The organism is Rhizobium indigoferae (assembly GCF_034554815.1).
Lineage (GTDB): Bacteria > Pseudomonadota > Alphaproteobacteria > Rhizobiales > Rhizobiaceae > Rhizobium > Rhizobium leguminosarum.
In genome coordinates this window covers 253,764-278,884 of sequence record NZ_CP140636.1, presented here as the reverse complement: position 1 = coordinate 278,884, position 25,121 = coordinate 253,764, and the positions used below count along the sequence as shown (strand labels likewise).

General features: G+C 62.2%; 23 protein-coding genes. 6 read left to right on the top strand and 17 right to left on the bottom strand.

The features are described from left to right. The first annotated feature begins 3 nt into the window (after positions 1-3). The 3 genes from U5G49_RS25135 to pepT all read left to right on the top strand — a co-directional run bounded on the left by U5G49_RS25135 (position 4) and on the right by pepT (position 3,225). Positions 4-1,062 (top strand): ABC transporter ATP-binding protein, encoded by a 1,059-nt coding sequence (locus U5G49_RS25135; RefSeq protein WP_193446874.1) that lies wholly within the window; start codon positions 4-6, stop codon positions 1,060-1,062. A gap of 70 nt (positions 1,063-1,132) precedes the next feature. Then, positions 1,133-1,885, top strand: coding sequence for a metallophosphoesterase (locus U5G49_RS25130; protein WP_193446875.1), 753 nt, complete (start codon positions 1,133-1,135; stop codon positions 1,883-1,885). Positions 1,886-1,992: 107 nt separating this feature from the next. Then, a complete protein-coding gene (gene pepT / locus U5G49_RS25125) occupies positions 1,993-3,225 on the top strand; it encodes a peptidase T (RefSeq protein WP_193446876.1) in 1,233 nt (410 codons plus the stop codon). Between the two features lie 37 nt (positions 3,226-3,262). On the opposite strand, the gene U5G49_RS25120 is transcribed toward pepT, so the two are convergent. From U5G49_RS25120 to U5G49_RS25100, 5 genes are all read right to left on the bottom strand, one after another. Then, positions 3,263-4,099: a cell wall hydrolase gene (locus tag U5G49_RS25120; protein WP_113543521.1), complete on the bottom strand. Its 837-nt coding sequence runs from the start codon at positions 4,097-4,099 to the stop codon at positions 3,263-3,265. Positions 4,100-4,362: 263 nt separating this feature from the next. Continuing rightward, on the bottom strand, positions 4,363-5,403 hold the full coding sequence (locus tag U5G49_RS25115) for a sulfate/molybdate ABC transporter ATP-binding protein (protein ID WP_193446877.1): 1,041 nt from the start codon (positions 5,401-5,403) through the stop codon (positions 4,363-4,365). A 10-nt stretch (positions 5,404-5,413) separates the two neighbouring features. Next, positions 5,414-6,286 carry a sulfate ABC transporter permease subunit CysW gene (cysW, locus tag U5G49_RS25110; RefSeq protein ID WP_193446878.1) on the bottom strand — a complete coding sequence of 291 codons (873 nt, stop codon included), beginning with the start codon at positions 6,284-6,286 and terminating at the stop codon, positions 5,414-5,416. After that, positions 6,276-7,133: a sulfate ABC transporter permease subunit CysT gene (gene cysT, locus U5G49_RS25105; RefSeq protein ID WP_193446879.1), complete on the bottom strand. Its 858-nt coding sequence runs from the start codon at positions 7,131-7,133 to the stop codon at positions 6,276-6,278. Before cysT ends, cysW begins: the two co-directional genes overlap by 11 nt. An 8-nt stretch (positions 7,134-7,141) precedes the next feature. Next, a complete protein-coding gene (locus U5G49_RS25100; protein ID WP_193446880.1) occupies positions 7,142-8,167 on the bottom strand; it encodes a sulfate ABC transporter substrate-binding protein in 1,026 nt (341 codons plus the stop codon). Between the two features lie 356 nt (positions 8,168-8,523). Here U5G49_RS25100 and U5G49_RS25095 point away from each other — a divergent pair, with 356 nt between their 5' ends. Beyond that, positions 8,524-9,540, top strand: a complete 1,017-nt coding sequence (locus U5G49_RS25095) for a porin (RefSeq protein ID WP_193446881.1) — start codon at positions 8,524-8,526, stop codon at positions 9,538-9,540. A 58-nt stretch (positions 9,541-9,598) separates the two neighbouring features. On the opposite strand, the gene U5G49_RS25090 is transcribed toward U5G49_RS25095, so the two are convergent. The 7 genes from U5G49_RS25090 to U5G49_RS25060 form a co-directional block, all read right to left on the bottom strand. Continuing rightward, a complete protein-coding gene (locus tag U5G49_RS25090; RefSeq protein WP_193446882.1) occupies positions 9,599-10,054 on the bottom strand; it encodes a PTS sugar transporter subunit IIA in 456 nt (151 codons plus the stop codon). A 41-nt stretch (positions 10,055-10,095) separates the two neighbouring features. Next, positions 10,096-10,788, bottom strand: a complete 693-nt coding sequence (locus U5G49_RS25085; RefSeq protein ID WP_193446883.1) for a response regulator transcription factor — start codon at positions 10,786-10,788, stop codon at positions 10,096-10,098. Continuing rightward, a complete protein-coding gene (locus tag U5G49_RS25080; protein ID WP_193446884.1) occupies positions 10,785-13,493 on the bottom strand; it encodes a sensor histidine kinase in 2,709 nt (902 codons plus the stop codon). The genes U5G49_RS25085 and U5G49_RS25080 overlap by 4 nt, the downstream gene beginning before the upstream one ends. A gap of 112 nt (positions 13,494-13,605) precedes the next feature. Further along, on the bottom strand, positions 13,606-14,175 hold the full coding sequence (kdpC, locus tag U5G49_RS25075) for a potassium-transporting ATPase subunit KdpC (protein ID WP_115156788.1): 570 nt from the start codon (positions 14,173-14,175) through the stop codon (positions 13,606-13,608). Positions 14,176-14,211: 36 nt separating this feature from the next. Beyond that, on the bottom strand, positions 14,212-16,272 hold the full coding sequence (gene kdpB / locus U5G49_RS25070) for a potassium-transporting ATPase subunit KdpB (RefSeq protein ID WP_193446885.1): 2,061 nt from the start codon (positions 16,270-16,272) through the stop codon (positions 14,212-14,214). A 209-nt stretch (positions 16,273-16,481) separates the two neighbouring features. Continuing rightward, complete coding sequence (gene kdpA, locus U5G49_RS25065; protein ID WP_193446886.1) at positions 16,482-18,185, bottom strand: potassium-transporting ATPase subunit KdpA; 1,704 nt, start codon at positions 18,183-18,185, stop codon at positions 16,482-16,484. Between the two features lie 69 nt (positions 18,186-18,254). Beyond that, positions 18,255-18,344 carry a K(+)-transporting ATPase subunit F gene (locus U5G49_RS25060; RefSeq protein ID WP_003547774.1) on the bottom strand — a complete coding sequence of 30 codons (90 nt, stop codon included), beginning with the start codon at positions 18,342-18,344 and terminating at the stop codon, positions 18,255-18,257. Positions 18,345-18,835: 491 nt separating this feature from the next. Between U5G49_RS25060 and U5G49_RS25055 the strand changes: the two genes are divergently transcribed. Continuing rightward, positions 18,836-19,879, top strand: coding sequence for an NAD(P)-dependent alcohol dehydrogenase (locus U5G49_RS25055; RefSeq protein ID WP_193446887.1), 1,044 nt, complete (start codon positions 18,836-18,838; stop codon positions 19,877-19,879). A 15-nt stretch (positions 19,880-19,894) separates the two neighbouring features. On the opposite strand, the gene U5G49_RS25050 is transcribed toward U5G49_RS25055, so the two are convergent. The 4 genes from U5G49_RS25050 to U5G49_RS25035 form a co-directional block, all read right to left on the bottom strand. Continuing rightward, positions 19,895-20,464 carry a DedA family protein gene (locus tag U5G49_RS25050; RefSeq protein ID WP_193446888.1) on the bottom strand — a complete coding sequence of 190 codons (570 nt, stop codon included), beginning with the start codon at positions 20,462-20,464 and terminating at the stop codon, positions 19,895-19,897. A 31-nt stretch (positions 20,465-20,495) separates the two neighbouring features. Beyond that, complete coding sequence (locus U5G49_RS25045; protein ID WP_018246512.1) at positions 20,496-21,857, bottom strand: FAD-containing oxidoreductase; 1,362 nt, start codon at positions 21,855-21,857, stop codon at positions 20,496-20,498. After that, on the bottom strand, positions 21,854-22,312 hold the full coding sequence (locus U5G49_RS25040) for a DUF4126 domain-containing protein (protein ID WP_193446889.1): 459 nt from the start codon (positions 22,310-22,312) through the stop codon (positions 21,854-21,856). Before U5G49_RS25040 ends, U5G49_RS25045 begins: the two co-directional genes overlap by 4 nt. A gap of 90 nt (positions 22,313-22,402) precedes the next feature. Beyond that, complete coding sequence (locus tag U5G49_RS25035) at positions 22,403-23,590, bottom strand: acyl-CoA dehydrogenase (protein ID WP_193446890.1); 1,188 nt, start codon at positions 23,588-23,590, stop codon at positions 22,403-22,405. Positions 23,591-23,764: 174 nt separating this feature from the next. On the opposite strand from U5G49_RS25035, the gene U5G49_RS25030 reads away from it, so the two are divergent. Then, positions 23,765-24,103 carry a cupin domain-containing protein gene (locus U5G49_RS25030; RefSeq protein ID WP_138331347.1) on the top strand — a complete coding sequence of 113 codons (339 nt, stop codon included), beginning with the start codon at positions 23,765-23,767 and terminating at the stop codon, positions 24,101-24,103. A 54-nt stretch (positions 24,104-24,157) separates the two neighbouring features. On the opposite strand, the gene U5G49_RS25025 is transcribed toward U5G49_RS25030, so the two are convergent. Next, a complete protein-coding gene (locus U5G49_RS25025; protein ID WP_018448538.1) occupies positions 24,158-25,111 on the bottom strand; it encodes a LysR family transcriptional regulator in 954 nt (317 codons plus the stop codon). Between the last annotated feature and the right edge of the window lie 10 nt (positions 25,112-25,121).

Below are 25,121 nucleotides of genomic sequence, written 5' to 3'. Positions count from 1 at the left end.
CACATGGCATCGATCGATATCCAGAATATCCGCAAAGCCTATGGCCATGTGCAGGTGCTGCACGGCGTCGACCTCGAAATCCATGACGGCGAATTCGTCGTGCTCGTTGGCCCGTCCGGCTGCGGCAAGTCCACACTGCTGCGCATGATCGCTGGGCTGGAGGAGGTCACATCAGGTGAGATCCGCATCGCCGGGGTCAGGGTGAACGAGCTGCATCCCAAGGACCGCGATATCGCCATGGTGTTCCAGTCCTATGCGCTTTACCCGCATATGAACGTCGCAGGCAATATGAGCTACAGCCTCAGGCTCCGGAAGGTGGCGAAGGAGAAGATTGCAAGCGCGGTCGCCGCGGCCGCCGCCAAGCTCGGCCTCGATCCACTGCTCGAACGAAGGCCGAAGGCACTTTCCGGCGGCCAGCGACAGCGCGTCGCCATGGGCCGCGCCATCGTGCGCCAGCCGAAGGCCTTCCTGTTCGACGAACCGCTTTCGAACCTAGATGCGCGCCTGCGCGAACAGATGCGCGCCGAAATCAAGAAACTGCATGGCGACCTGAAGGCGACCTCCATCTACGTGACCCACGACCAGATCGAGGCAATGACGCTGGCGGACCGGATCGTCGCCATGCATGGTGGGGTGGTCCAGCAGGTCGGCAGTCCCCTGGAACTCTATGACCGCCCCGCAAATCTCTTCGTTGCCGGCTTCATCGGCTCGCCGGGGATGAATTTCCTCGAGGCCAGCTATGATGCCGGCGGCGTGAGGCTGAAGGACGGCACGATCGTGCTGCTTGCAAAGCCTTTGCCGCTTGTCGACGGCTCAAAGGTGACGCTCGGCATCCGGCCGGAGCATGTGTTGATGAGTGACGGCGGGGCGGGGCTTGCCGCGGACGTGGAACTCGTCGAACCGACAGGCTTCGGCATCATCCTGCACCTTGCCCTGCATGGGCTGCCGTTCAAGATCTTCACGCTGAACCGCGACGCGCTGAAGGCAGGTCCGAAGGTCAATGTGGCCTTCCCGGCCCAGTATCTGCATGTGTTCGACGCCGAGGGAAAACGCGTCGATTGAACAGCAGAGCCGGTGGCCCGTTGCTGTCGGTTTTGGCATACTCTCTTCGGCGGGGGCGGGGAGGCATAACATGCTCGTTGCGCAGATATCCGATATCCATGCCGGGCCGGACCTTTCGTCGCTCCAGACGCTGGAGCTGGCGATAGGCTGGCTGAAGACGTTCCGCCCGGATACGCTTGTTCTCACGGGAGATCTGGTGGACGACGGATGGCGGCAAGGCTATCGCCTGGTCGCCGAAAGCCTGCAGTCGCTGGACTGCCCTGTCCACCTGTTGCCGGGCAACGGTGACGATGTGCAATTGATGCGCTCCGAACTTGCCGCCGTCGGCACATGGATCAATGCGACGGGACCGATGCATTTCCGGACAGCCGTCGATGGGCTGACCCTCCTCGGTGTCGATGTGACCGTCGCCGGTCAGAGCTACGGTGACGTCCTGCCGCATCTGCCGTGGCTGATGAGCGCGCTTGGCGACCTGACGACGCCCGCCCTTCTGTTCATGCATCAGCCGCCATTCAGGATCGGCATCGAGGCGCTGGACCAGGTCGGATGCCGGAACGACAGTGCGCTTCTGAGCACCCTAGAGACGATGCATAGGCTGCCGTTGGCGATTCTCTGCGGCCATGTCCACCGACCTGCATTTGGTCGGCTGGGAATGATCCCTGTCCAGACCTGCGGCTCCCTCTGCCCACCCAATCCGCTTCTGTTGGAAGGACGGGCCGATCTTCCGGTGATCGACGCTCCGTCCTTCCTCGTGCACCAAGTTAGCGACGGCGGTCTGGTTTCCCATGTGGTATCGATTCCGGCATCCGATGGCGGCGCATGAAATGGATTGAATGGGAAACCCTCCCGAACTGCGAGCGGAAAAATCTTTTGTCGCATCGCCCATGAGGGCTATATCCTCTGCGTGATCTTGCTGCTGGAATGGATGCTATGACCGACACTGTTCTCGACCGCTTTCTCCGTTATGTCGTTATCGATACGCAATCCGACCCTGCCTCGTCGACGCAGCCGACCACCGGCAAGCAGAAGGATCTCGGACGGGTTCTGGTCGATGAACTGCTGAAGATCGGTCTTGCGGACGCGCATCTCGATGAACACGGCTATGTCTACGCGACCATTCCGGCCAATAGCGACAAGACGGTGCCGGTCATCTGTTTCTGCTCGCACATGGATACGGCGCCCGATTTCAGCGGCACGAATGTCAAGCCGCAGATCGTCGGGAATTATGCCGGCGGGGATATCAAGCTTGCCGGCGACACGGGCCGGGTGATCCGCATCAGCGATCATCCTGAACTGCAGAACCAGATCGGCAACGATATCGTCACGACCGATGGAACGACATTGCTCGGCGCCGACGACAAGGCGGGACTGGCTGAGATCATGACCGCGGCCCAAATCCTCGTCGACAATCCTGATATCAGGCATGGGACGATCAAGATCCTGTTCACGCCCGATGAGGAAGTCGGGCGCGGCGTCAACAAGGTCGACCTGAAGAAACTCGGTGCCGACTTCGCCTATACAATGGACGGCGAGACGGCCGGCCATATCGAGGACGAGACTTTCTCGGCCGACGGCGTCGAGATCAGCATTTCAGGTGTGGCAATCCATCCTGGCTTCGCCAAGGACCGCATGGAAAACGCCGTCAAGATCGCAGGCGCCATCATCGACCGGCTGCCGAGGGATATTGCCCCCGAGACCACGGAAGGCCAGCAGGGTTTCATCCATCCCACCGGCGTGACAAGCTCGATGGAGAAGGCGTCGCTGAGCTTCATCATCCGTGACTTCACCGAAAAGGGGCTCACGGAAAAGGAGATCATGCTCGAAGCCATCGTCAAGGACGTGATATCTGCCTATCCCGGCTCGACCTATCATTTCCAGGTGAAGGAACAGTATCGCAACATGAAGGTGGTGCTCGATCGTCACCCGGAGATCGTCGAGAACGCTATCGAGGCGGTGCGCCGGGCCGGCATGACGCCGGTGCGCGGCAGCATTCGCGGCGGCACGGATGGCTCGCGCCTTTCCTTCATGGGACTGCCGTGCCCGAACATCTTCGCAGGCGGCCATGCCTTCCACTCGCCGCTCGAATGGGTGAGCCGCCAGGACATGGAAAAGGCGGTCAAAACGATCGTGGAACTGGCAAAGGTCTGGGAAGAGCGCGCCTAGGCGCGCTCCCACCTAACTCTTAAACCGAAAGGGCGGTTTAACCGCCGTTCGCCGGAAGGCTTTCACGCAGCATCACGCTGTCATAGGCGGGGCGGGGAATAGGGATCGCAATGGGCATTCCCGGCTCGGGCTCGACCGATGTTACCGGCAATGTTTCCGGCGCGGTCACCGGCGCAGTTATCCGCATCTGCCCCGTGCTCGCCGTCGCCATGGGGTCCGGCGCCGGCAGAGGAACGGGAACCGCCGAGGGAATCAGTGCCTCGAATTGCGGCGGCAGCATGCTTTCGCCGGGCACATAGTTCATCGCCACTTCGTAGGAGGGCAGCGGCGGCGGCGTTTCAAGCGTGCCGTTGGCGTCGCGCTTCTCGTAGAAGGCGTTGCCGCCCGCGACCGTCACATAGTGCATGTTGTCGTAAGGGAATTTCAGCCCATCGGTGTGGAAGAACATCGCGTCCTTCACCGCGGGATGGCGTGCGCCCTTGATAAGGATGGCATCGGCCGCGCTAGCTAGCTCAGTTTCCGCCTGCGGCTTTACTTCGCGCGTCATCACGCCGGGCGCGAACTGCCTTTTCTGGGCCACAACGCCGCAGATCGACGGGGGATAGGCGCCGGAGGTGAGCCGGTTCATGACAACGGTCCCGACCGCCATGTAACCGTCCTCGTCCGAATGCTGCGATTCGAAATACATCGCGCGCTGCAGGCATTCGCGATCCTTGGCGGTATAATTGAACGTGACTTTCGTCGCTTGGCCCTGCTTCGTCTTGGTGTTTGCCGCCGTTGCCGCCGGTTTCGATGTCGTCGTGCAGCTTGCCGCTGCCAGTCCTACGAACAAAATCCCGATCAGGGATTTTCCAAAGGAAATCTCCGCCCTCAACGCCAGGTGCCTCCTATGGGATTAGTCCAGCCCTTAATGATTAAGCGAAAACGTTTTACTCGTCATATGACTGAAATACAAACAACCTTAGATAACAAAAACCTTAACGGACTCTCGCCAAATACGATTCCGGCGATGAGCTATTGCGTTATTCCTGAGGTCGGAATCGATTCCAGCATAAAATTATGAAGAAATTCAATGTGTTGCAGGGTCGCGCTTTTGAAAAGACGCGCGACTCTACGGGCGGCAGACCTCAATCTCCATCAGCTGCGGAACAGTTTCCAGCGGGTCGGCTTGAAGGCTACCCGGTTGCGGTCAAGCCTGTCGGCCTCGCTCGGCGGCAATTCGATCTCGATATTCGGGCGATCATTGCCGATATCCAACTCGATATGGCGGGTGCCGGCCACGCGGCGGCTTGAGACCGGCTGGCCGGCAATGCAGTTTTCGGCTGATTCGCAGAGCCTGACGTCGTGCGGGCGGAAATAGAGCTGCGCCGTGCCATCTGGCTCGCCCTCGGCATTGAGGCCGAGCGAGCGCCCTTCGAAGCGAATGTCGCCGTCAGTAATCTCGACCTGCAGGCAGTTCGACTGGCCGATGAAGCCGAAGACGAAGGGAGAATTCGGATTGTCGTAGACCTGGTCCGGCGTGCCGACCTGTTCGATCGCGCCCTGGCTCATGACCACGACGCGGTCGGCAAGCTCCAGCGCCTCGTCCTGGTCGTGGGTGACGAAGACGGTGGTATGTCCGGTGCGATCGTGGATATCGCGCAGCCATTTGCGCAGGTCCTTGCGCACCTGGGCGTCGAGCGCGCCGAAGGGTTCGTCGAGCAACAGCACGTTCGGCTCGACGGCCATCGCACGGGCGAGCGCCACACGCTGGCGCTGGCCGCCCGAAAGCTGGGCCGGGTAGCGTTTTTCGAGACCGGAAAGCTGGACGAGCTCGAGCAGTTCGAGCGCCCGCCTGCGGATGTCGGCCTTAGGCGGCCGCCGCGCGCTGTTTCTGACCTTGAGGCCGAAGGAGACGTTTTCGAGCACCGTCATGTAGCGGAAGAGAGCATAGTGCTGGAAGACGAAGCCGATATTGCGCTGCTGCACTGATTTCTTCGAGGCATCCTCGTCGCCGAAGAAGATCAGCCCCTCCGTCGGGCTTTCGAGGCCGGCGATCAGTCGCAGCAATGTCGTCTTGCCGGAGCCCGAAGGGCCGAGCAGTGCGATCAGCTCGCCGGAGCGGATGTCGAGCGAGACATCGTGCAGTGCCGGAAAACGATCGAATTCCTTGCGAATGTTTTGAACGCGTACTTCCATTCCAAATCCTTCAGTGCCGCCGGCTGGCGGCGATTTCCGCGCTATAGCGCATTTCCAGCAGCGTCTTCAAAACAAGAGTCAGGAGCGCAAGCAAGGCCAAAAGCGTGGCGACGGCAAAAGCGCCGGTGAAATTATACTCGTTATAGAGAATTTCCACCTGCAGGGGCATGGTGTTCGTTTGGCCGCGGATGTGGCCAGAGACCACCGAGACGGCGCCGAATTCACCCATGGCGCGAGCGTTGCAGAGCAGCACACCGTAGAGCAGACCCCATTTGATGTTCGGCAGCGTCACGTACCAGAAGGTCTGCCAGCCGCTGGCGCCGAGCGAAAGGGCTGCCTCCTCGTCGGCGGTTCCCTGTTCCTGCATCAGCGGGATCAGCTCGCGGGCGACGAAGGGGAAGGTGACGAACATGGTGGCGAGGATCAACCCCGGCACGGCGAACAGGATCTTGATGTCGTGAGCGCTGAACCACTGGCCGAGCCAGGTACTGGAGCCGAACAGCAGAACGAAGACCAGGCCCGATATGACGGGTGAGACCGAGAAGGGCAGGTCGATCAGTGTCGTCAGGAAGGCCTTGCCCTTGAACTCGAACTTGGCGATCGCCCAGGCGGCGGTGACCCCAAAGACGAGGTTGAGAGGCACGCTGACGCCGGCGACGATCAGCGTCAGGCGGATCGCCGACAAGGTCTCGGCGTCGGCGAGCGCCGCGAGGAAGGGGGCAGGCCCTTTGCGGAAGGCCTCGACGAAAACGGCTGCAAGCGGCAGAAGCAGGATCAGCAGCAGGAAGACGAGCGAAAGAATGATCAGCGTGAAGCGCGCGATCCTGTTTTCGGTGGTCACCGAACGCAGCTTCACCGGTTGAACGGTCGCATCAAGCGCCATAGCCGTACCTCCGCCTGCTCCAGCTCTGGATGAGATTGATAACGAGCAGCATGGCGAACGAGATGACCAGCATGATCGCCGCAATACCGGTCGCTGCCGCATAATTATACTCTTCGAGTTTAATGATGATCAGCAGCGGCGCGATCTCCGATTTGAACGGCAGGTTGCCGGCGATGAAGATGACCGAGCCGTATTCGCCGACGCCGCGGGCAAAGGCGAGCGCAAAGCCGGTGAGCACGGCGGGCGCCAGCCCTGGCAGCAGCACGCGGAAAATCGTCTGGAAGCGATTGGCGCCGAGCGTTGCCGCAGCCTCCTCCACTTCCTTGTCGATTTCTTCCATGACGGGCTGCACGGTGCGCACCACGAAGGGTAGGCCGACGAAGATCAGCGCAACGACGATACCGGCTGGCGTAAAGGCGATCTTGATGCCGAGCGGCGTCAGGAACTGGCCGATCCAGCCGTTCGGCGCATAGAGCGTCGTCAGCGCGATGCCGGCAACGGCAGTCGGCAGCGCGAAAGGCAGGTCGACCATGGCATCGATGACACGCTTGCCGGGAAAGCGGTAACGCACCAGCACCCAGGCGAGGATGATGCCGAAGACAGCATTGACGATCGCAGCGATGAAGGCGCTGCCGAAGCTGATGCGCAGCGCGTTCAGCGTGCGCGGATCGAGTGCGATCGACCAGAATGTTTCCCAGCCAAGCGCGCTCGACCGGACGGCGAGGCCCGAGAGCGGGATGAGGATCAGAAGGGTGAGCCAGGTCAAGGTAAGGCCGAGCGTCATTCCGAAACCCGGAATGACACTCGGCCGCTTGAACCGCCACCGCGTGGGGCTATGTGCTTTCATGAAGTCTATTATTGGGCCGGCTTGTAGATTTGGTCAAATACCCCGCCGTCACCGAAGAATTTCGGCTGTGCGTCCTTCCAGCCGCCGAAGTCGTCGATGGTCGCGAGCGTCAGCTTCGGGAAGCGGGCGATGTCAGCCGGATCGGCGACTTCCGGCTTGATCGGCCGATAGTAGTGCTTGGCGGCGATCTTCTGGCCCTCGTCCGAATAGAGGTAGTTGAGATAGGCTTCGGCGACCTTGCGCGTGCCCTTCTTGTCGACATTGCCGTCGACGACGGCGACCGGCGGGTCGGCGCGGATGGAGAAGGCCGGCGTTACGATCTCGAACTGATCGGGACCGAGCTCTTCAAGCGAAAGATAGGCTTCGTTTTCCCAGGCAAGCAACACGTCGCCGAGGCCGCGCTGGACGAAGGTGGTCGTGGCGCCGCGCGCGCCTGTATCGAGAACCGGAACGTGCTGCAGCAGTTTCGTCACGTAATCCTGCGCCTTGGCTTCGTCGCCGCCATTCGCCTGCTTGGCCCATGCCCAGGCGGCCAGGAAGTTCCAGCGGGCACCGCCCGAGGTCTTCGGGTTCGGCGTGATGACCTGCACGTCGTCCTTGACCAGGTCGCCCCAATCCTTGATGCCCTTCGGGTTGCCCTTACGGACCAGGAAGACGATCGTCGACGTATAGGGTGTCGAATTGTTGGGGAACTTGGTCTTCCAGTCGGCCGGGATCTTGCCGGTCTTCTTGGCGATGGCGTCGATATCACCTTCGAGCGCTAGCGTGACGACGTCGGCGTCAAGACCGTCGATGACGGAGCGGGCCTGCGCACCGGAGCCGCCATGCGACGCCTGGATCGTTACGGTTTCACCGGTGTCCTTCTGCCACTTGGCGGCAAAAGCAGCGTTGAAATCCTTATACAATTCGCGAGTCGGATCGTAGGAAACGTTAAGAAGCGTCTGATCCGCGAATGCAGGAGCGATGCCCCCGATTGCGAAGCTGCCTGCCATGACCGCGGCTGCGATGAGCCGGGTGAGCCGTTGTGTCTGCATTGGGGAACCCTCCGTGTTTGTGCCTAAACACTATCAAGTTAGTCGTATAATGAAACAAAGGTTCTTCCGGTTCCGGCGCTACCCTTAGAATGTCATTCCATTTAAGGGGTAATTTGGAAATCGAAGTTGGCCGCGGCCAATTGGTCGCATGGGCGCTGCTGCCGTAGGGCCGTGTTTTTTCGGCCACAGTTCCTCCACGAAAACGACATGGTGATGCAGATTTTTGCCAAGATTTTGCCGCGATGGCGCTTGCGGATTCCTATATGGCCTCCGTTGCGGCCGTATTCGCCGACCGCAACGCGGGGGCAACCCTTGAAGTGCGCCTCGCATTCCAAACCTGTTTAGGGCCATTCAAAATGAATATCAGAACTATCCTTTTTGCCTCCGTTGCCGCCCTTGCCGCGGCCTCCGGAGCCCGCGCAGCCGACGCCATCGTGGCGGCGGAACCCGAGCCCGTAGAATATGTTCGCGTTTGCGACGCCTACGGTACCGGCTATTTTTATATTCCGGGGACGGAAACATGCCTTTCGATCGGCGGTTACATCCGTACCGAAGTGCGTTTCGGTGACCATATTTCGGGCGACTCCGACGTAAACTTCTGGACTCGCGGTCAGGTCACCTTCCAGGCCAAGAATGACACCGAGTACGGCACGCTCACCGGCGTCATCACGCTGCGTTACAATGTCGACAATGCTTCCGACCAGGAAGCATTGCTCGATGAAGGCTACATCGATATCGCCGGTTTCCGCGTCGGTAAGCTGTATAGCTGGTGGGATGACGACATGAGCGGCGAGACCGATACCCTTGCCAGCAACGAGACGACCCACAACTCGATCCGTTATCAGTACGAGAATGGCGCTTTCGCAGCCGGCATTTCGGTCGACGAGCTTGAAGAAGACTACGCCACCAAGCCGGGCGACGGCCCGAACAACTTTGGTGTCGCAGGCCAGGTCTCCTACAAGGCCGGCGCCATCAGCGCTTACCTGCTTGCCGGTTATGACACCGACACCAGCGAAGTCGCTGTCCGCGGCATCGTCTATGCCGACATCGGCCCGGGCACGCTCGGCATTGCCGGCGTATGGGCAAGCGGCGCCAACTACTACTACGAAGAGTCCGAATGGACGATCGCAGCAGAGTACGCCTTGAAGATCAACGACAAGTGGTCGGTCACCCCCGGCTTCCAGTACTTCGAAAACATCGCTCTCGAGGCTGACGGTAACGGCTTCACCGGCGGCAGCGCCTACACGACCGGTGTCACCATCGACTACCGTATCGTCGAGGATCTGCGTACGAAGCTCAGCGTGCAATATCACGATGAGGACGAAGGCGACGACGAAGTGTTCGGCTTCCTGCGCTTCCAGCGCGATTTCTAAGATCGTCTCTTTGCAGACGAATGGGGCGCGACCTTCGGGCCGCGCCTTTTTCATGCGATCATACCCGTGAATCGGCGATGAAATCGGAATAAAACTCGTCAACCGTCCTTGCCTTGCGCATGGCGGCGAGCGCGCCATCCGTTTGCAGCCGCCTGGCAATGGCAGAAAGCACGTTCAGATATTCGCCACGATTATTTTCTCCGAAGAGCAGCACGAAGGCTATGTCGGTCGGGATATCGTCGATCGCCTCGAAATCCAGCGGCTGGGCGAAGCGGATGAGAAGGCCGCGCGGGCTGGTCATGCCGTCGATCGCCGCATGCGGGATGGCGATACCATTGCCGATGCCGGTCGAGCCGAGCTTCTCACGCGCTTCGAGCGCCTTCAGGATGGTCTGGCCATCGACGGAGAAAGCCTTCGCGGCCTTGTCGGCTATGGTCTGCAGCGCGCGCCATTTGGTCGGCGCCGACACGCCGATGAAGGTGTGTTCCGGCCGGATGATGTTGGTAAGGTCCATGTCATTCTCGATACTGTTCGGGCAGCGGGAGGGAAGGGATGTCAATCCGGTTCCCTGAGCCGGTAGCCAACGCCGGTCTCGGTGGTGATATAGTGCGGCTGGTCCGGAATCTGCTCAACCTTTTGCCGCAGTTGCCGGACGTAGACGCGCAGATACTGCACATCCGCCGCCGGCCCCCATACCTGCTTTAGAAGAAACTGGTGTGTCAGCACCTTGCCGGCATGCTGGGCGAGCACGCGCAGGATGTCATATTCCTTCGGCGACAGTTTTATTTCCTGGCCGTCGACCTTGACGATGCGCTTGACGAGATCGATCGACAGCCCGCCGGTCTGGAAGATTGCCTTTTCGCCGTGTTGCTGCAGGCGGTGGCGCAGCGCCACGCGGATGCGGGCGCCGAGCTCGTTGATGCCGAAGGGCTTGGTGACGTAATCGTCGGCGCCGCTTTCCAGCGCCTTGACGATACCGGCCTCGTCGGTGCGGCTGGACAGAATGACGACCGGCATGGAAAGCCCTTCGTCGCGCCACGCCTGTAGCAGGTCATGGCCGGGGGTGTCGGGGAGGCCGAGGTCGAGCACGATGAGATCGGGCATGTCATCGGCGACCGACTGCCGGGCGGCGCTGGCGTTTGGCGCCTCACGCACCTCGTAGCCCTGCGCGGTCAGGCCGACGCGGAGCAGCTTGCGGATCGGAGGCTCGTCGTCGACGACGAGGATTTTAACGGCTGAACCGGTCATCGGAGTTCATCCAGTTTCGGAATGTCGTTGGGTTTCGGCAGGCGGATGGTGAAGACTGCGCCCGGACGGCCCGTCCGGTTGCCGGCGGTGATCGTGCCACCCATCGCCTCAATGAAGCCGCGGCAGATGGAAAGGCCAAGCCCGGTGCCGGCGCGCACCTGATCGCCCTTGCGCACGCGGTAGAAGGTATCGAAGACGCGGTTAAGATCGGCCGGCGGAATGCCTGGGCCTTCGTCCGAAATCTGCACGACGACGTTGTCGGCATCGGCCCAGCCCTCGATATGGATCACCGATCCCTCGGGCGCGTATTTCGCGGCATTGTCGAGCAGGTTGAAGATCACCTGCTCGAACAGGACAGGATCGACGCGCACCATCGGCAGGTCGGCGGGAATGTTCATCTCGGTCTTGTGGCCGTCGAGGATCTTGGCGGCACGGCGCAGCGCGCTGCCGACGATATCGCCGGCATAATGCAGCGCATAGTTCGGCTCCATCGCACCGGATTCGATCTTGGTCATGTCGAGCAGGTTGGCGATGAAGCGGTTGAGGCGTTCGGATTCGTCGACGACGGTCGACAGCAGGTCGCTGCGGTCCTCCTCCGGCATCGAGGCGAAATAGTCGCGCAGCGTGCCGGCGGCGCCGAGGATGGCGGCAAGCGGTGTCTTCAGGTCGTGGGAAATCGAGGTCAGTAGGGCCGAGCGCAGCCGGTCTGCTTCGGCCCCAAGTCTTGCCCGGTCGACATCAGCGACGAGCTGGACGCGTTCGATGGCAAGGGCCGCCTGGTCGGCCAGCGCATCGAGCAGCCGCTGCTGTTCGGGCGTCAGCAACGGTCCGTCGCGGCGATCACTGTCGAGGCCGATGACACCGACGGCAGTGCGCCCGGTTCTCAGCGGCACATAGAGGCGCTTGGCGCCGGGCAGGGTATCGGCTCCGCGGCCGGCGGCGTGATTGTGCTCCCAGGCCCAGCGGGCGGCGGCGATATCGGCGTCGTCGAGCGTGTCGTCGGGCGGATAACCGGCCTTGACGGCGATGGTACCGTCTTCCGGCAGCAGCAGCACGACGCGGACCTTCAGCATCGAGGCGAGCTGGAAGGCGGTCGCCCAGAGCACGTCGTCGAGCGTGCCGGTGCCGGCGAGCTTTTTCGAGAAGAGATAGAGATCTTCCGTCGTCCGCGCCCGCTGTCGGGCAGCGGCGGCTTGGCGCTGCACGGTCGCGGTCAGATTGCTGGCGATGATGGCGACGCCCAGGAAGAAGAAGAGCGCAAGCACGCTTTCCGGATCGTTGATCGTCAGCGTGTAGCGCGGCGGCAGGAAGAAGAAATTGAAGGACAGCGCGCTGAGGATGCAGCTGTAAAGGGCCGGCCGCAGGCCGTGGAGGACGGCTGAGGTCAGCACCGCCATCAGAAAGACGAGGGCGAGGTTGCGTACGTCGAGCACCTGGTCGAGTACGACGCTGACGCCGAGCGCGATGGCAACATAAAAGGTTGCCAGCAGGTAGGCCCTGAAATCCAGTTGCGGCGGGGTGGCCGCCGCCCTGACGCCCCGCGCGGTGGTGCCGTCCTTCTCACTGCCTGAAATCACATGGACGCTGATCTCGCCGGTCTTGCGGATCAGCTCGTCGGTGATCGAGCGGCTCCACCAGTCGCGCCATGTCGGCTTCTTCGGGGCGCCGATGACGATATGGGTGACGTTGTTGGCGGTGGCGTGGCGGACAAGCTCTTCGGCGACTTCGCGGCCGGGAAGGGTGATCGCTTCGCCGCCGAGCTGCTCGGCAAGTCGCAGCGTGGCGGCGACGGTATCGCGCTCGGCTTCGTTCAGATTGATCGATCGGTTGGTCTCGATATAGACGGCAGCCCAGGGCGCGCGCAGCCGCGAGGCCATACGGGCAGCATAACGCACCAGCGAGGCGGAGCGCGGATGGTGGTCGACCGAGACGAGAACGCGTTCGCCCGCCGCCCAGGGGCCTGAGATGGCATGGGCCTGCATATGCGTGAGCAACTGGTCGTCGACGCGCTGTGCGGTCTTACGCAGCGCAAGTTCTCTGAGCGCCGTCAGGTTGCCCGGGGTGAAATAGTTGGTCAGCGCCCGCTCGGCCGTGCGCGGCATGTAGACCTTGCCGTCATGGAGGCGCTTGATCAGATCATCCGGCGTCAGGTCGATGATCTCGATGTCGTCGGCGAGGTCGATGATCGAGTCCGGCACTGTCTCGCGCACACGGATGCGGGTGATCTGCGAGACGACGTCGTTCAGGCTCTCGACATGCTGGATGTTCAGCGTTGTATAGACATCGATGCCGCGATCGAGCAATTCCTTGACGTCGAGATAGCGCTTCGGATGACGGCTGCCCTCGGCGTTGGTGTGGGCGAGTTCGTCGACCAGCACCAGATCAGGCCGGCGGGCGAGGATGCCGTCGAGATCCATTTCCTCGAGCGGCCGGCCCTTGTAGCTGATTTCGACGCGGGGGATGATCTCGAAGCCGGCAAGGAGCGCCTCGGTCTCCTTGCGGCCGTGGGTCTCGACGACGCCGATGACGACATCGAGACCGTCGGCGATCTTGGCACGGCCGGAGACGAGCATCTCGTAGGTCTTGCCGACGCCGGGCGCGGCACCCAGAAAGATCTTCAGACGGCCGCGTGTCTCCGCCCGGGCTTTTTCGAGAAGCGCATCGGGCGAGGGCCTGCCGGCCTGATCGCGATTGTCGTCTGGCATGCGTATGGTCTTTCTGCAGATGGCTGGCGAGGACGGGCTACATCACCCTATCCCTCGCCCCTGTGACGAGCGCAGGGATGAGGGAAGGAAAAGGGCGCCCAGCCTGCCAGGGTCACTGAGTCATAGAAGCATCAAGGCTCTGGTTCAACGCCAGAACATTGACTGTGGGTTCGCCGAGAATGCCGAGTTCGCGGCCTTGAACGGCACCGTCGACCAGCGCCTTGACCTTGGCCTCGTCGATAGCACGCGCTTTGGCGACGCGCTGCACCTGGAAGTAAGCGGCCTCCGGGGAGATATGGGGATCGAGGCCGCTGCCCGAAGCGGTGACGAGGTCGGCGGGCACCTCCGCATTCGGGTTAGCCGCCTTGGCCGCGTCGTAGTCGCCCTTGACGCGGTCGATCAGCTTCTGGCTGGTCGGGCCGAGGTTTGAGCCGCTGGAGGCGGCCGCATTGTAGCCGTCGCCGGCGGCCGAGGGACGGCCGTGGAAATACTTGTCGCTGGTGAAGGCCTGGCCGATCAGCGTCGAGCCGATCACCTGGCCGTTCTTCTCGATCAGGCTGCCGTTCGCCTGGGTCGGGAAGAGGGCCTGGGCGGCACCCGTCATGGCGAGCGGGTAGAGTAGGCCGGTGATGGCGGTGGTGGCGACGATCATGACGACCGCTGGACGAAGTTCTTTCAACATTGTTCTTACTCCTTGGAGCGTTTCAGGCCAATTTTGTTAGGCCAGGCCGAGGGCTGCGACGGCCATGTCGATCGCCTTGATGCCGATGAAGGGGACGATGATGCCGCCGGCGCCGTAGATCAGCAGGTTGCGCGACAGCAGCGCGCCGGCGCCGATCGGACGGTAGCGGACACCCTTCAGCGATAGCGGGATCAGCGCGATGATGATCAGCGCGTTGAAGATGATTGCCGAGAGGATGGCGCTCTGCGGCGTCGAAAGCCCCATGATGTTCAGGATGCCGAGCTGCGGGTAAAAGGTCAGGAACATCGCCGGGATGATGGCGAAGTACTTGGCGATGTCATTGGCGATCGAGAAGGTCGTCAGCGCGCCGCGCGTCATCAACAGCTGCTTGCCGATTTCGACGATCTCGATGAGCTTCGTCGGGTCGCTGTCGAGGTCGACCATGTTGCCGGCCTCGCGGGCGGCGACCGTGCCGGTGTTCATGGCGACGCCGACATCGGCCTGGGCGAGCGCCGGCGCATCGTTGGTGCCGTCGCCGCACATGGCGACGAGCTTGCCCTTCGACTGTTCCTCGCGCATCAGCGCCAGCTTCATCTCCGGCGTTGCCTGGGCGAGGAAGTCGTCGACGCCGGCTTCCGCTGCGATGGCGGCTGCCGTCAGCGGGTTGTCGCCGGTGATCATCACGGTACGGATGCCCATGCGGCGAAGCTCGGTGAAGCGCTCGCGGATGCCGCCCTTGACGATATCCTTCAGCTGGATGACGCCGAGCAGCTTGCCGTCGCGGGCAACGGCCAGCGGCGTGCCGCCAGCCTTGGCGACCTCGTCTGATATCGACTGCAGTTCGCGCACGACCTCGCTGCCGTTCTTCGAGGATGCGTCGCCGTTGACATAGGCCAGCACGGCATCGACTGCGCCTTTGCGGATCGAAGCGCCTTCGAGATCGACGCCGCTCATGCGGGTCTGGGCCGTGAAGGGCACGAAGGTCGCCTTGAGGCTTGCCATATCGCGGCCGCGGATCGCATATTTTTCCTTGGCGAGCACGACGATGGAGCGGCCTTCCGGGGTTTCGTCGGCAAGCGAGGCGAGCTGGGCGGCGTCGGCGAGATCCTGTTCGGAAACGTCGCGAACCGGGCGGAAGGTCGTCGCCTGGCGATTGCCGAGGGTGATCGTGCCGGTCTTGTCGAGCAGCAGCGTATCGACGTCGCCGGCGGCTTCGACCGCACGGCCGGACATGGCGAGCACGTTGAAGCGGACGAGGCGGTCCATGCCGGCAATGCCGATCGCCGACAGCAGCGCACCGATCGTCGTCGGGATCAGCGTCACGAAGAGGGCGACGAGCACGATGATCGGGATCGAGCCGCCGGCATAGATGGCAAAGCTCGGGATCGTCGCGGTGGCGAGCACGAAGATCAGCGTCATACCGGCAAGCAGGATGTTGAGCGCAATCTCGTTCGGAGTCTTCTGGCGTTCGGCACCTTCGACGAGCGCAATCATCCGGTCGAGGAAGGTTGAGCCGGCAGCGGCGGTGATGCGGACGCGGATCCAGTCGGACAGCACCTGCGTGCCGCCTGTTACCGCGGAGCGGTCGCCGCCGGATTCGCGGATGACCGGCGCGGATTCGCCTGTGATCGCCGCTTCGTTGACGGAGGCCACACCTTCGATGACTTCGCCGTCCGACGGGATGATGTCGCCGGCCTCGACGAGCACGAGGTCGCCGACCTTGAGGCTGGTGCCCGGCACCATGCGGTAGCCGCTGCCATTATTGGCGGTCAGCAGCTTCGCCTGGGTTTCGGTGCGCGCCTTGCGCAGCGAATCCGCCTGCGCCTTGCCGCGACCTTCGGCAACGGCCTCGGCGAAATTGGCAAACAGCACGGTGAACCAGAGCCAAAGATTGATCTGGAACGAGAAGCCGAGGTCGCCGTTGCCCGCCACGAGATCGCGCAGGAAGAGGATGGTGGTCAGCACCGAGACCGTGGCCACGACGAACATGACCGGGTTTCTGGCGAGTGCCCGGGGGTTGAGCTTCTTGAAAGCGGCACCCACGGCCGGAATGAGGATGCGAGAATCCATGATGCTCGCGGATTTTGCCTGGCTCATAAGAGACTCCAGCTTTGAAACGAGGATGGCGAACCGGAAGCCGGTCAGCCCTGTAAGATTTTGAATATGGCGGCGATGACGAGGAGGCCTGCCATCATCACCAGGATGATGTCGGAGGCTTGGGGTCTCGGGACATTCCCACGTCCCGGCGCACCGGGACGTGAGTGGAAGGCGTTGCGAAGCCTGTTACGGAGGATCATGGCATGACCTCAAAAGGTCTGGCCGGCGATCATGACCAGGTGCTCGACGACGGGGCCAAGGGCCAACGCCGGGAAGAAGGTCAGGCCGCCGACGATCAGGATCGTGCCGACGAGCAGGCCGGCGAAGAGCGGACCGTCCGTCGGGAAGGTGCCCGCCGAGGCCGGAACCGACTTCTTGGCGATCAGCGAACCGGCGATTGCAAGCGCCGGAATGATGACCAGGAAGCGGCCCATCAGCATACCGAGGCCAAGGGTTATGTTGTACCAGGGCGTATTGCCCGTCAGACCGCCGAAAGCCGAGCCGTTGTTCGCTGCCGCCGATGTATAGGCATAGAGGATTTCCGAGAAGCCGTGCGGCCCGGCGGTCCCGACCGATGCAACCGCACTCGGAAGGACGCTTGCGATTGCGGTGAAGACCAGCATGGCGAGCGGCAGGCAGAGAATGGCGAGAACGGCCATCTTCATTTCCTTCGCCTCGATCTTCTTGCCGAGATATTCCGGCGTGCGGCCGACCATCAGGCCGGCGACGAAGACGGCGACGATGATAAAGAGCAGGATGCCGTAAAAGCCAGCGCCGACACCGCCGACAATGACTTCGCCGAGCTGCATGTTGATCAGTGGAACGAGGCCACCGAGTGCCGTGAAGCTGCCATGCATGGCATTGACCGCGCCGCAGGAGGCCGCCGTGGTGATGACCGCAAAGAGCGAGGATAGGGCGACGCCGAAGCGGACTTCCTTGCCTTCCATGTTGCCGCCGCCAAGACCGAAGGCATGCATCAGCGGATTGCCGGCGGCTTCCGCCCAATAGGTGACGATGACGCCGGCGACGAACAGGACGCCCATCGTGGCGAGGATCGCCCAGCCCTGGCGCTGATTGCCGACCATGCGGCCGAACACGTTGGTCAGAGCCGCGCCGATCGCGAAGATCGACACCATCTGGATGAGGTTGGAGATCGCATCGGGGTTTTCGAACGGATGGGCGGAGTTGGCGTTGAAGAAGCCGCCGCCGTTGGTGCCAAGCATCTTGATGGCAAGCTGCGAGGCGACGGGGCCGACGGCGATCGTCTGCTGTGCGCCTTCGAGCGTCGTCGCATTGACGTAGGAGCCGAGCGTCTGCGGCACGCCGAGATAGACAAAGACCAGCGTCAGCACGATGCAGATCGGCAAGAGCACATAGAAAGTGGCCCTCGTCATATCGACCCAGAAATTGCCAATCGCCTTGCCCGAGGCGCGCGAGAAGGCGCGGATGAAGGCGAGCGCGATGGCAATGCCGGTCGCCGCCGAGACGAAGTTCTGGACGGTGAAACCGGCCATCTGCGTCAGATACGACATCGTGCTTTCGCCGCCGTAGTTCTGCCAGTTGGTGTTGCTGACGAAGCTGACGGCCGTGTTGAAGGAAAGCTCCGGCGGGATGGCTGCCATGCCGGTCGGATTATAGGGAAGACCGGCCTGCAGGCGCTGCAGCGCGTAAAGCACGATGACGCCGAGCAGGTTGAACATTAGCATGGCGAAGGCATAGGAGGTCCAATGCTGTTCCTCGCGTTCGCTGGTGCCGGCAATGCGGTAAAGTCCCCGTTCGATCGGAACGAGGACCGGTGACAGGAAAGTGCGCTCGCCGCTGAAGACACGCGTCATATAGCCGCCGAGCGGTTTGACGAGCACGAGGACGATCCCGCAGTAAAGCAGGATCTGAAGCCATCCGTTGAGGGTCATGGAGGTAAACTTTCAATACCCGGCTGCTTCTGGGCCGCGCATGCGCGACCTCAGAAGCGCCAGTTCTCTTTAAAAGCGTTCTGGGCGAAGGAGCGCGTAGGTGAGGTAAACGGTGAGAAACACGGTTACGGCACCGCTCAAGACATAATCGAGGGTCATCGTCGCTTCTCCTGTCAAAGCCTGTCGCAGGCTCGGGTGTAGGCAAAGCACAGCGCGAAGAATATGATCGCTGCGCCGAGTAGAATGATATCCATCATGATCGTGACTCCTGTTGTTCTTCTCGGAGTCAGACAAGACAAAGGGCGCTGGGAGGCCGCCTTTCATGCTTTCTGGCGTGGAGATGATCTTTTCGATCTCTCGGACATCGATATGGAGCCGAAGCGCATAAAGGTTCGAGACGGACGACAGGCCATCTATATAAAAATCTTATAAATGCCCTTCCGAGGCCGCTCGCCATCGGACCAGGCTGGCGCAGTTTTCCGACGGGCCGCAGCCGGTACTGAGCCTCGGAAGGTCCGAGTGAGCATTTTTTCATTTGTTGAGCAAAAGCCTTCGCAATCTGGTTGAATTGGGAAGGCTTCGGGCCTTATAGTCGCCTTCGACGCTGCCCGATGGAGCCATGGGCAAGCCATTAGGGAAGGAAACCGACGATGACCAAAGTCCGCGCGCTTGTCCTCGAACGCCAGCATGAGCTTGCGCTTCGCGATATCGATCTGCCGCTTGAAACTCGCCCCGGCGAGGTGAAGATCAGGATCCACACCGTCGGCGTCTGCGGTTCGGACGTGCATTATTACACCCATGGCAAGATCGGCCCCTTCGTCGTCAACGCGCCGATGGTGCTCGGCCATGAGGCGGCGGGCACGGTGGTCGAGGTCGGCGCTGGCGTCACGCATCTGAAAGTCGGCGACCGCGTCTGCATGGAGCCCGGCATCCCCGATCCGAATTCCAAGGCAAGCCGGCTTGGCCTGTACAATATCGACCCGGCCGTGACCTTCTGGGCGACCCCGCCGATCCACGGTGTGCTGACGCCAGAGGTCGTGCATCCCGCCAATTACACCTTCAAGCTACCCGACAATGTCAGCTTTGCCGAAGGCGCCATGGTCGAGCCCTTCGCCGTCGGCATGCAGGCGGCCGCCAAGGCGAAGATTACGCCGGGCGACACTGCCGTCGTCCTCGGCGCCGGGCCGATCGGCACGATGGTGGCGATCGCGGCCCTTGCCGGCGGCTGCGCCCGCGCCATCGTCGCCGATCTCGCCCAGCCGAAGCTCGATATCGCCGCGCAGTACCAGGGTGTCATTCCGGTCAATATTCGCGAGAAGAACCTGGTCGAAGAGGTCGGCCGGCTGACCGACGGCTGGGGCGCCGATGTCGTCTTCGAATGCTCCGGTTCGCCGAAGGCCTGGGAGACGATCATGGCGCTGCCGCGCCCGGGTGGCGTCATTGTCGTCGTCGGCCTACCGGTCAACCCGATCGGCTTCGACGTCTCGACGGCATCCACCAAGGAAATCCGCATCGAGACGGTGTTCCGCTACGCGCACCAGTATGAGCGGTCGATCGCGCTGCTCGGCTCGGGACGAGTGGATCTGAAGCCGCTGATATCAGAGACCTTCACATTCGAAGAATCGATCAAGGCGTTTGATCGCGCCGTCGAGGCGCGGCCCAGCGACGTGAAGCTGCAAATCGTGATGGAATAGGGCGCAACAACGCTTCTATGAGTGCCTGGCGCTCAGTTTCATCTTGCGAAAGGCAAGAGCCGCGCCTGCAACGACAGCCGCGGCTCCGACTGCGATCAGCAGATGGCGATGAAGCGGAAGGTGGCCCAACGTCTGTTGGATGCCGTGCCCGAACACGTAACCGAGCGCCGTGAAAAGCTGCCCCCACACCAGCGCGGCCACAGCATTCAGGATGATGAATTTACCGGTCGCTATGCGTGTTGTCCCGATGACGATCGGGCTGATCGTCCGCAACCCCACCAGAAAACGAAACGCAAGGATGAAGCCGGTGGGATATCTTTCCAGAAGCCGGGTTGCGCGCGCCAGCGCCGGTCTTTCCATCAGCCGGCGGACGAGACCCCATCGAGCCGCATAACGGCCGGCGAAGAACCAGAACTGATCGCCGGCGAAGGATCCTGCCGTTGCGGCAAGCGACGCCGACCAATAGGTCAGCAGCCCGCGGTGGGAAATCACGCCGCCTAGGAAGGCGGCTGTTTCGCCTTCGAAGGCTGCACCCAGAAATATCGCCAATAGGCCGTAGTGCTCGATCAGCAGTTCGATAGACACGTAGCTGTCCTCGGCCCCAGGGTTTCTACAGCTAAACCGGCTTCAAATCCCCAAGCACCGTCGGGATCAGCTCCGACACCGTCGGATGGATCGGCACCGACCATTGCAATGCGGGATAGGTCGTTCCTGCATTCATCGCGTCTATGATGCCGTGGATCACCTCGTCACCTTCGATGCCCAGGATCGCCGCGCCGAGGATTTTTTTAGTCTCGGCGTCGGCGATCACCTTCATGAAGCCCTTGGTCTCGCCGCGCTCGTTGGCGCGGCCGACGCGGCTCATCGGCCGGGTCGAGATCATGATCTTGCGTCCCGAGGCGCGTGCCTGCTTCTCCGTCATGCCGACACGGCCAAGCGGCGGGTCGATATAAAGAGCATAGGCCAGGATGCGGCTCGAGAGCTTGCGATCGGCGCCGTCGAGAAGATTGGCGGCGGCGATCTCGAAATCATTGTAGGACGTGTGGGTGAAGGCGCCGTGGCCGTTGCAATCGCCGAGCGCCCAGATGCCGTCGACATTGGTGGCAAGCCTGTCGTCGACGGTGATGTAGCCGTGCTTGTCGCTGATGACGCCGGCGGCATCGAGGCCGAGATCGTCTGTGTTCGGCTTGCGGCCGGTGGCGATCAGCACATGGCTCGCATCGATCCTCGCTGAATCGGTGGCGACCGTTATTCCGTCGCTGCTCCTGGCGAAGGCGATGTCGCTGACACCGGTATGAATGTCGATGCCCTCCGAGCGCAGGACATCGGCGATCGCGTCGGATATATCCTCGTCCTCGCGCGACGCGAGCTTCGGGCCATGCTCGATGACGCTGACTTCGGCGCCGAAGCGGCGATACATCTGCGCGAATTCCAGCCCGATATAACTGCCGCCGATCACGGCCAGATGCCGTGGCAGCGTGTCGAGATGGATGATCGAGGTGCTGGTGAGATAGTCGATATCGTTGATGCCGGGCAGGTCGGGGATCACCGGCCGCGCGCCGACATTGAGGAAGATGCGCGGTGCGGTCAGCGTCTCGCCGTTGACGCTGACGGTCTTTGGGTCCTCGAAACGGGCATGGCCGTAGATCACGGTCATGCCGTCCATCCCGGCGAACCAGCCGATCAGGCCGTTGCGGGCATTCATGGTCACGGTTTCGGCACGGGCCCTGACCACCTTCATGTCGATGGCGATCTCGCCCGGAATATTGACGCCGTAAACGGCGCTATTTCTCGCGACATAGGCGGCGCGGGCGCTAGCGACCAGCGTCTTCGTCGGCATGCAGCCGGCATTGACGCAGGTGCCGCCGAGGAATTTGCGCTCGATCAGCGCCACCTTCATGCCCTTTTCGACCATGCGGGCGGCGAGGAAGGGGCCGGCCTGGCCGCCCCCGATAACGATGGCGTCGAAGCTCTTCATGACACGGCCACGATCAGCAGCGCGCCGATGACGGCGACGGCATCTTCAATGAGAGCGGCCGGCAGATCCTTACCGAAGGAGGCGGCAAGCCTGCCGCGGACGGCGGCGCCACTATATGTGCCGATGACGGCGCCGATCACCCCGGCAATCAGCCCGCCGAAGAGCAGGCCGCTGGCGGCACCGATCGTGGCGCCGGCCAGCGCGCCCATGACGATGCGGGCGCCGAACTGCACGGGCACCTTGCGCGACGGCGTGGACGGCAGCTGATCGGTGATCAGTTCGACGACGGCGAGAAGCGTGAAGATCCAGGGCGTCCACTTGTAACCCATGAAGGCAAGCGGTGTCTGCGAGACATCGAACCCGCCGAGTGCCGCGCCCCAGGCGACGGCGGCCGGCGCGGTCATGGCGCGAAGCCCTGATATGACACCAATCAGCAATGCAAGAAGCAGAAACATGCATGATCCCCCTTTTTGCCGGCTCTTGCCGTCGTCAGGAAGGTTGCACATTGTCAGGCGCGTGGCAATTCGCCTTCCCCGGCAGCCGGCCTAGTTTGCAAAGGCGGCAATGCCGGTAATCGCCCGGCCGATGATCAGCGCGTGGATGTCGTGTGTGCCTTCATAGGTGTTGACCACTTCGAGGTTGACGAGGTGACGGGCGATGCCGAATTCGTCGGAGATGCCGTTGCCGCCGAGCATGTCGCGGGCCGCCCGCGCAATCTCCAGCGCCTTGCCGCAGCTGTTGCGCTTGAGGATCGAGGTCAGCTCCACCGGCGGATGGCCTTCCTCCTTCATGCGGCCAAGTCGCAGGCAACCCTGAAGACCGAGCGAGATTTCCGCCGTCATGTCGGCGAGCTTCTTCTGGATCAACTGGTTGGCGGCGAGCGGCCGGCTGAACTGCTTGCGCTCGAGCGTATATTGCCGTGCTCTCGCATAACAATCCTCGGCGGCACCGAGCGCGCCCCAGGCGATGCCGAAACGGGCCGAGTTGAGGCAGGTGAACGGTCCCTTGAGGCCGGTCACATCAGGCAGAAGGTTTTCCTCAGGCACGAAGACCCCGTCCATCACCACTTCGCCGGTGATCGAGGCGCGCAGTCCCACCTTGCCGTGGATGGCGGGAGCCGAAAGCCCTTTCCAGCCCTTTTCGAGGATGAAGCCGCGGATGAGGCCATCCTCGGTCTTTGCCCAGACGACGAAGACATCGGCGATCGGCGCGTTGGAGATCCAGGTCTTCGAGCCGGTCAGGCTGTAGCCGCCGTCGACCTTCTTGGCGCGTGTCGCCATCGAGCCGGGGTCGGAGCCGTGATCGGGTTCGGTCAGGCCGAAGCAGCCGATCCATTCGCCGGTGGCGAGTTTCGGCAGGTATTTCAGCTTCTGCGCCTCGGAGCCGAAGGTTTCGATCGGCACCATCACGAGTGAGGACTGCACGCTCATCATCGAGCGGTAACCGCTGTCGACCCGTTCGACCTCGCGGGCGATCAGCCCGTAGGCGACATAACCGAGGCCGGCGCCGCCATAATCCGGCGAGATCGTCGGGCCGAGCAGGCCGAGTTCGCCCATTTCGCGGAAGATCTCAGGATCGGTCTTTTCATTGCGGAAGGCGTCGAGAACGCGAGGCGCAAGCTTTTCCTGCGCATAGGCGTGGGCGGTGTCCTGCACCATGCGCTCTTCGCTGGTCAGCTGCTCCACCAGCCGGAACGGATCGGCCCAGTCGAAAACTTCGCGCGTATGCTGCATGGCCGCGTCTCCTCATCCCGGTTCTGGCTTGCCTCGCTTAAGTTGGCCATAGACCCGCCAGCCGACCACGTCAACAGAAGGCGGCAGTCTCGAAAAGACCGGCCGCGCCATCTTTTCAAAAGCGGCGGCATGATCCACTTTGCCCGCGATCGATTCTGGAATGAGGAGGCGGAAATGTCGTCAAGCGATCTGTTCGTATCGGCCGAAGGCGCCGAATGGGTCAATCCCGAGCCCGGCGTCGTCAGGCGCATCATGACCTATCTGCCCGAGATGATGCTGGTGGAAGTGGCCTTCGAAAGCGGTGCCGTGGGTGCTGCCCATTCGCATCCGCATATCCAGGCAAGTTATGTCGCCGAAGGCAGTTTCGAAGTGACGATCGATGGCCGGACCGAGGTGCTCAAGCAGGGCGGCAGTTTCATCGTGCCCCCCAACCTCGTCCACGGCGTCAAGGCGCTGGAAAAGGGCCGGCTGATCGATGCATTCACCCCCCACCGGGCCGAATTCCTGAAGTAACCAGAGCATGATGCCGAAAACTGGCAGCGGTTTTCGGACGACATCATGCTCTAATTAGACATCGGCTCTTGTCCGGCGCGCCGGGCCGGCGGCGGTGACATAGGGTGGCACGAAGCGCGCATCCTCGCCGCGCACCGCCTCGCGCAGGAAATCGATAACGGCGCGCACGCGCGGCGCCTGTTTCAGGTCGCGATGACAGGTGATCCAGTAATGGCGCTTGAGGTCGATCTCCTCGGGCAGTACGCGGACCAGTTCGGGATAACGGCTGGCGAAGAAATAGGGCAGGATGCAGAGGCCGAGGCCGTTTCTCGTGGCGGTCAGCTGCGCGAAGATGCTGGAGCTCTGGAACTGCGGCTTGATGCGCGGGTGCACATCGCCCAGATAGTCCAAGCCCGGCGCGAAGATCATTTCCTCGATATAGCTGACGAAGGGATGCTCAAGCAGGTCTTCACGGCAGGTGATGGCAGGCGCCTTTGCCAGATAGTCACGCGAGCCGTAGATCTGCAGATGATAGTCGGTCAGCTTCTCAGCGAAATAGGGGCCGCCCTTCGGTTCATCGAGCACGACGGAGAGATCGGCCTCTTTGCGCGACAGCGACATGATCTGCTGGATCGTCACCAGTTCGAGCGCCAGATGCGGATGCTGGGCGGCAAACTGCGGCAAGACGGTTGCGAAGAAGAAATTGGCAAAACCCTCCGGCGCGCTGAGCCGCACCAGGCCGCGTTGCGCCATCGAGCCGTCAGCGAGGTCGGCGCGCAGCCGCTCGGTCTCCTGCTCCATCCTTTCGGCGGTCTCGACGAAGCGCGTGCCCATGGCAGTCAGCACGTAGCCGCGCGGATTGCGCTCGAACAGCTTGACCTTGAGGGTGAACTCCAGCCGGTCGATGCGGCGCGAGACGGTGGCATGGCTGGAGCGCAGCTGGCGCGCTGCCGTCGATAGCTGTCCAGTGCGGGCGACGGCTAGAAAAAACTGCAGATCGTCCCAAGTAAACTGCGGTGGATTGTTCATCGCGATCCCC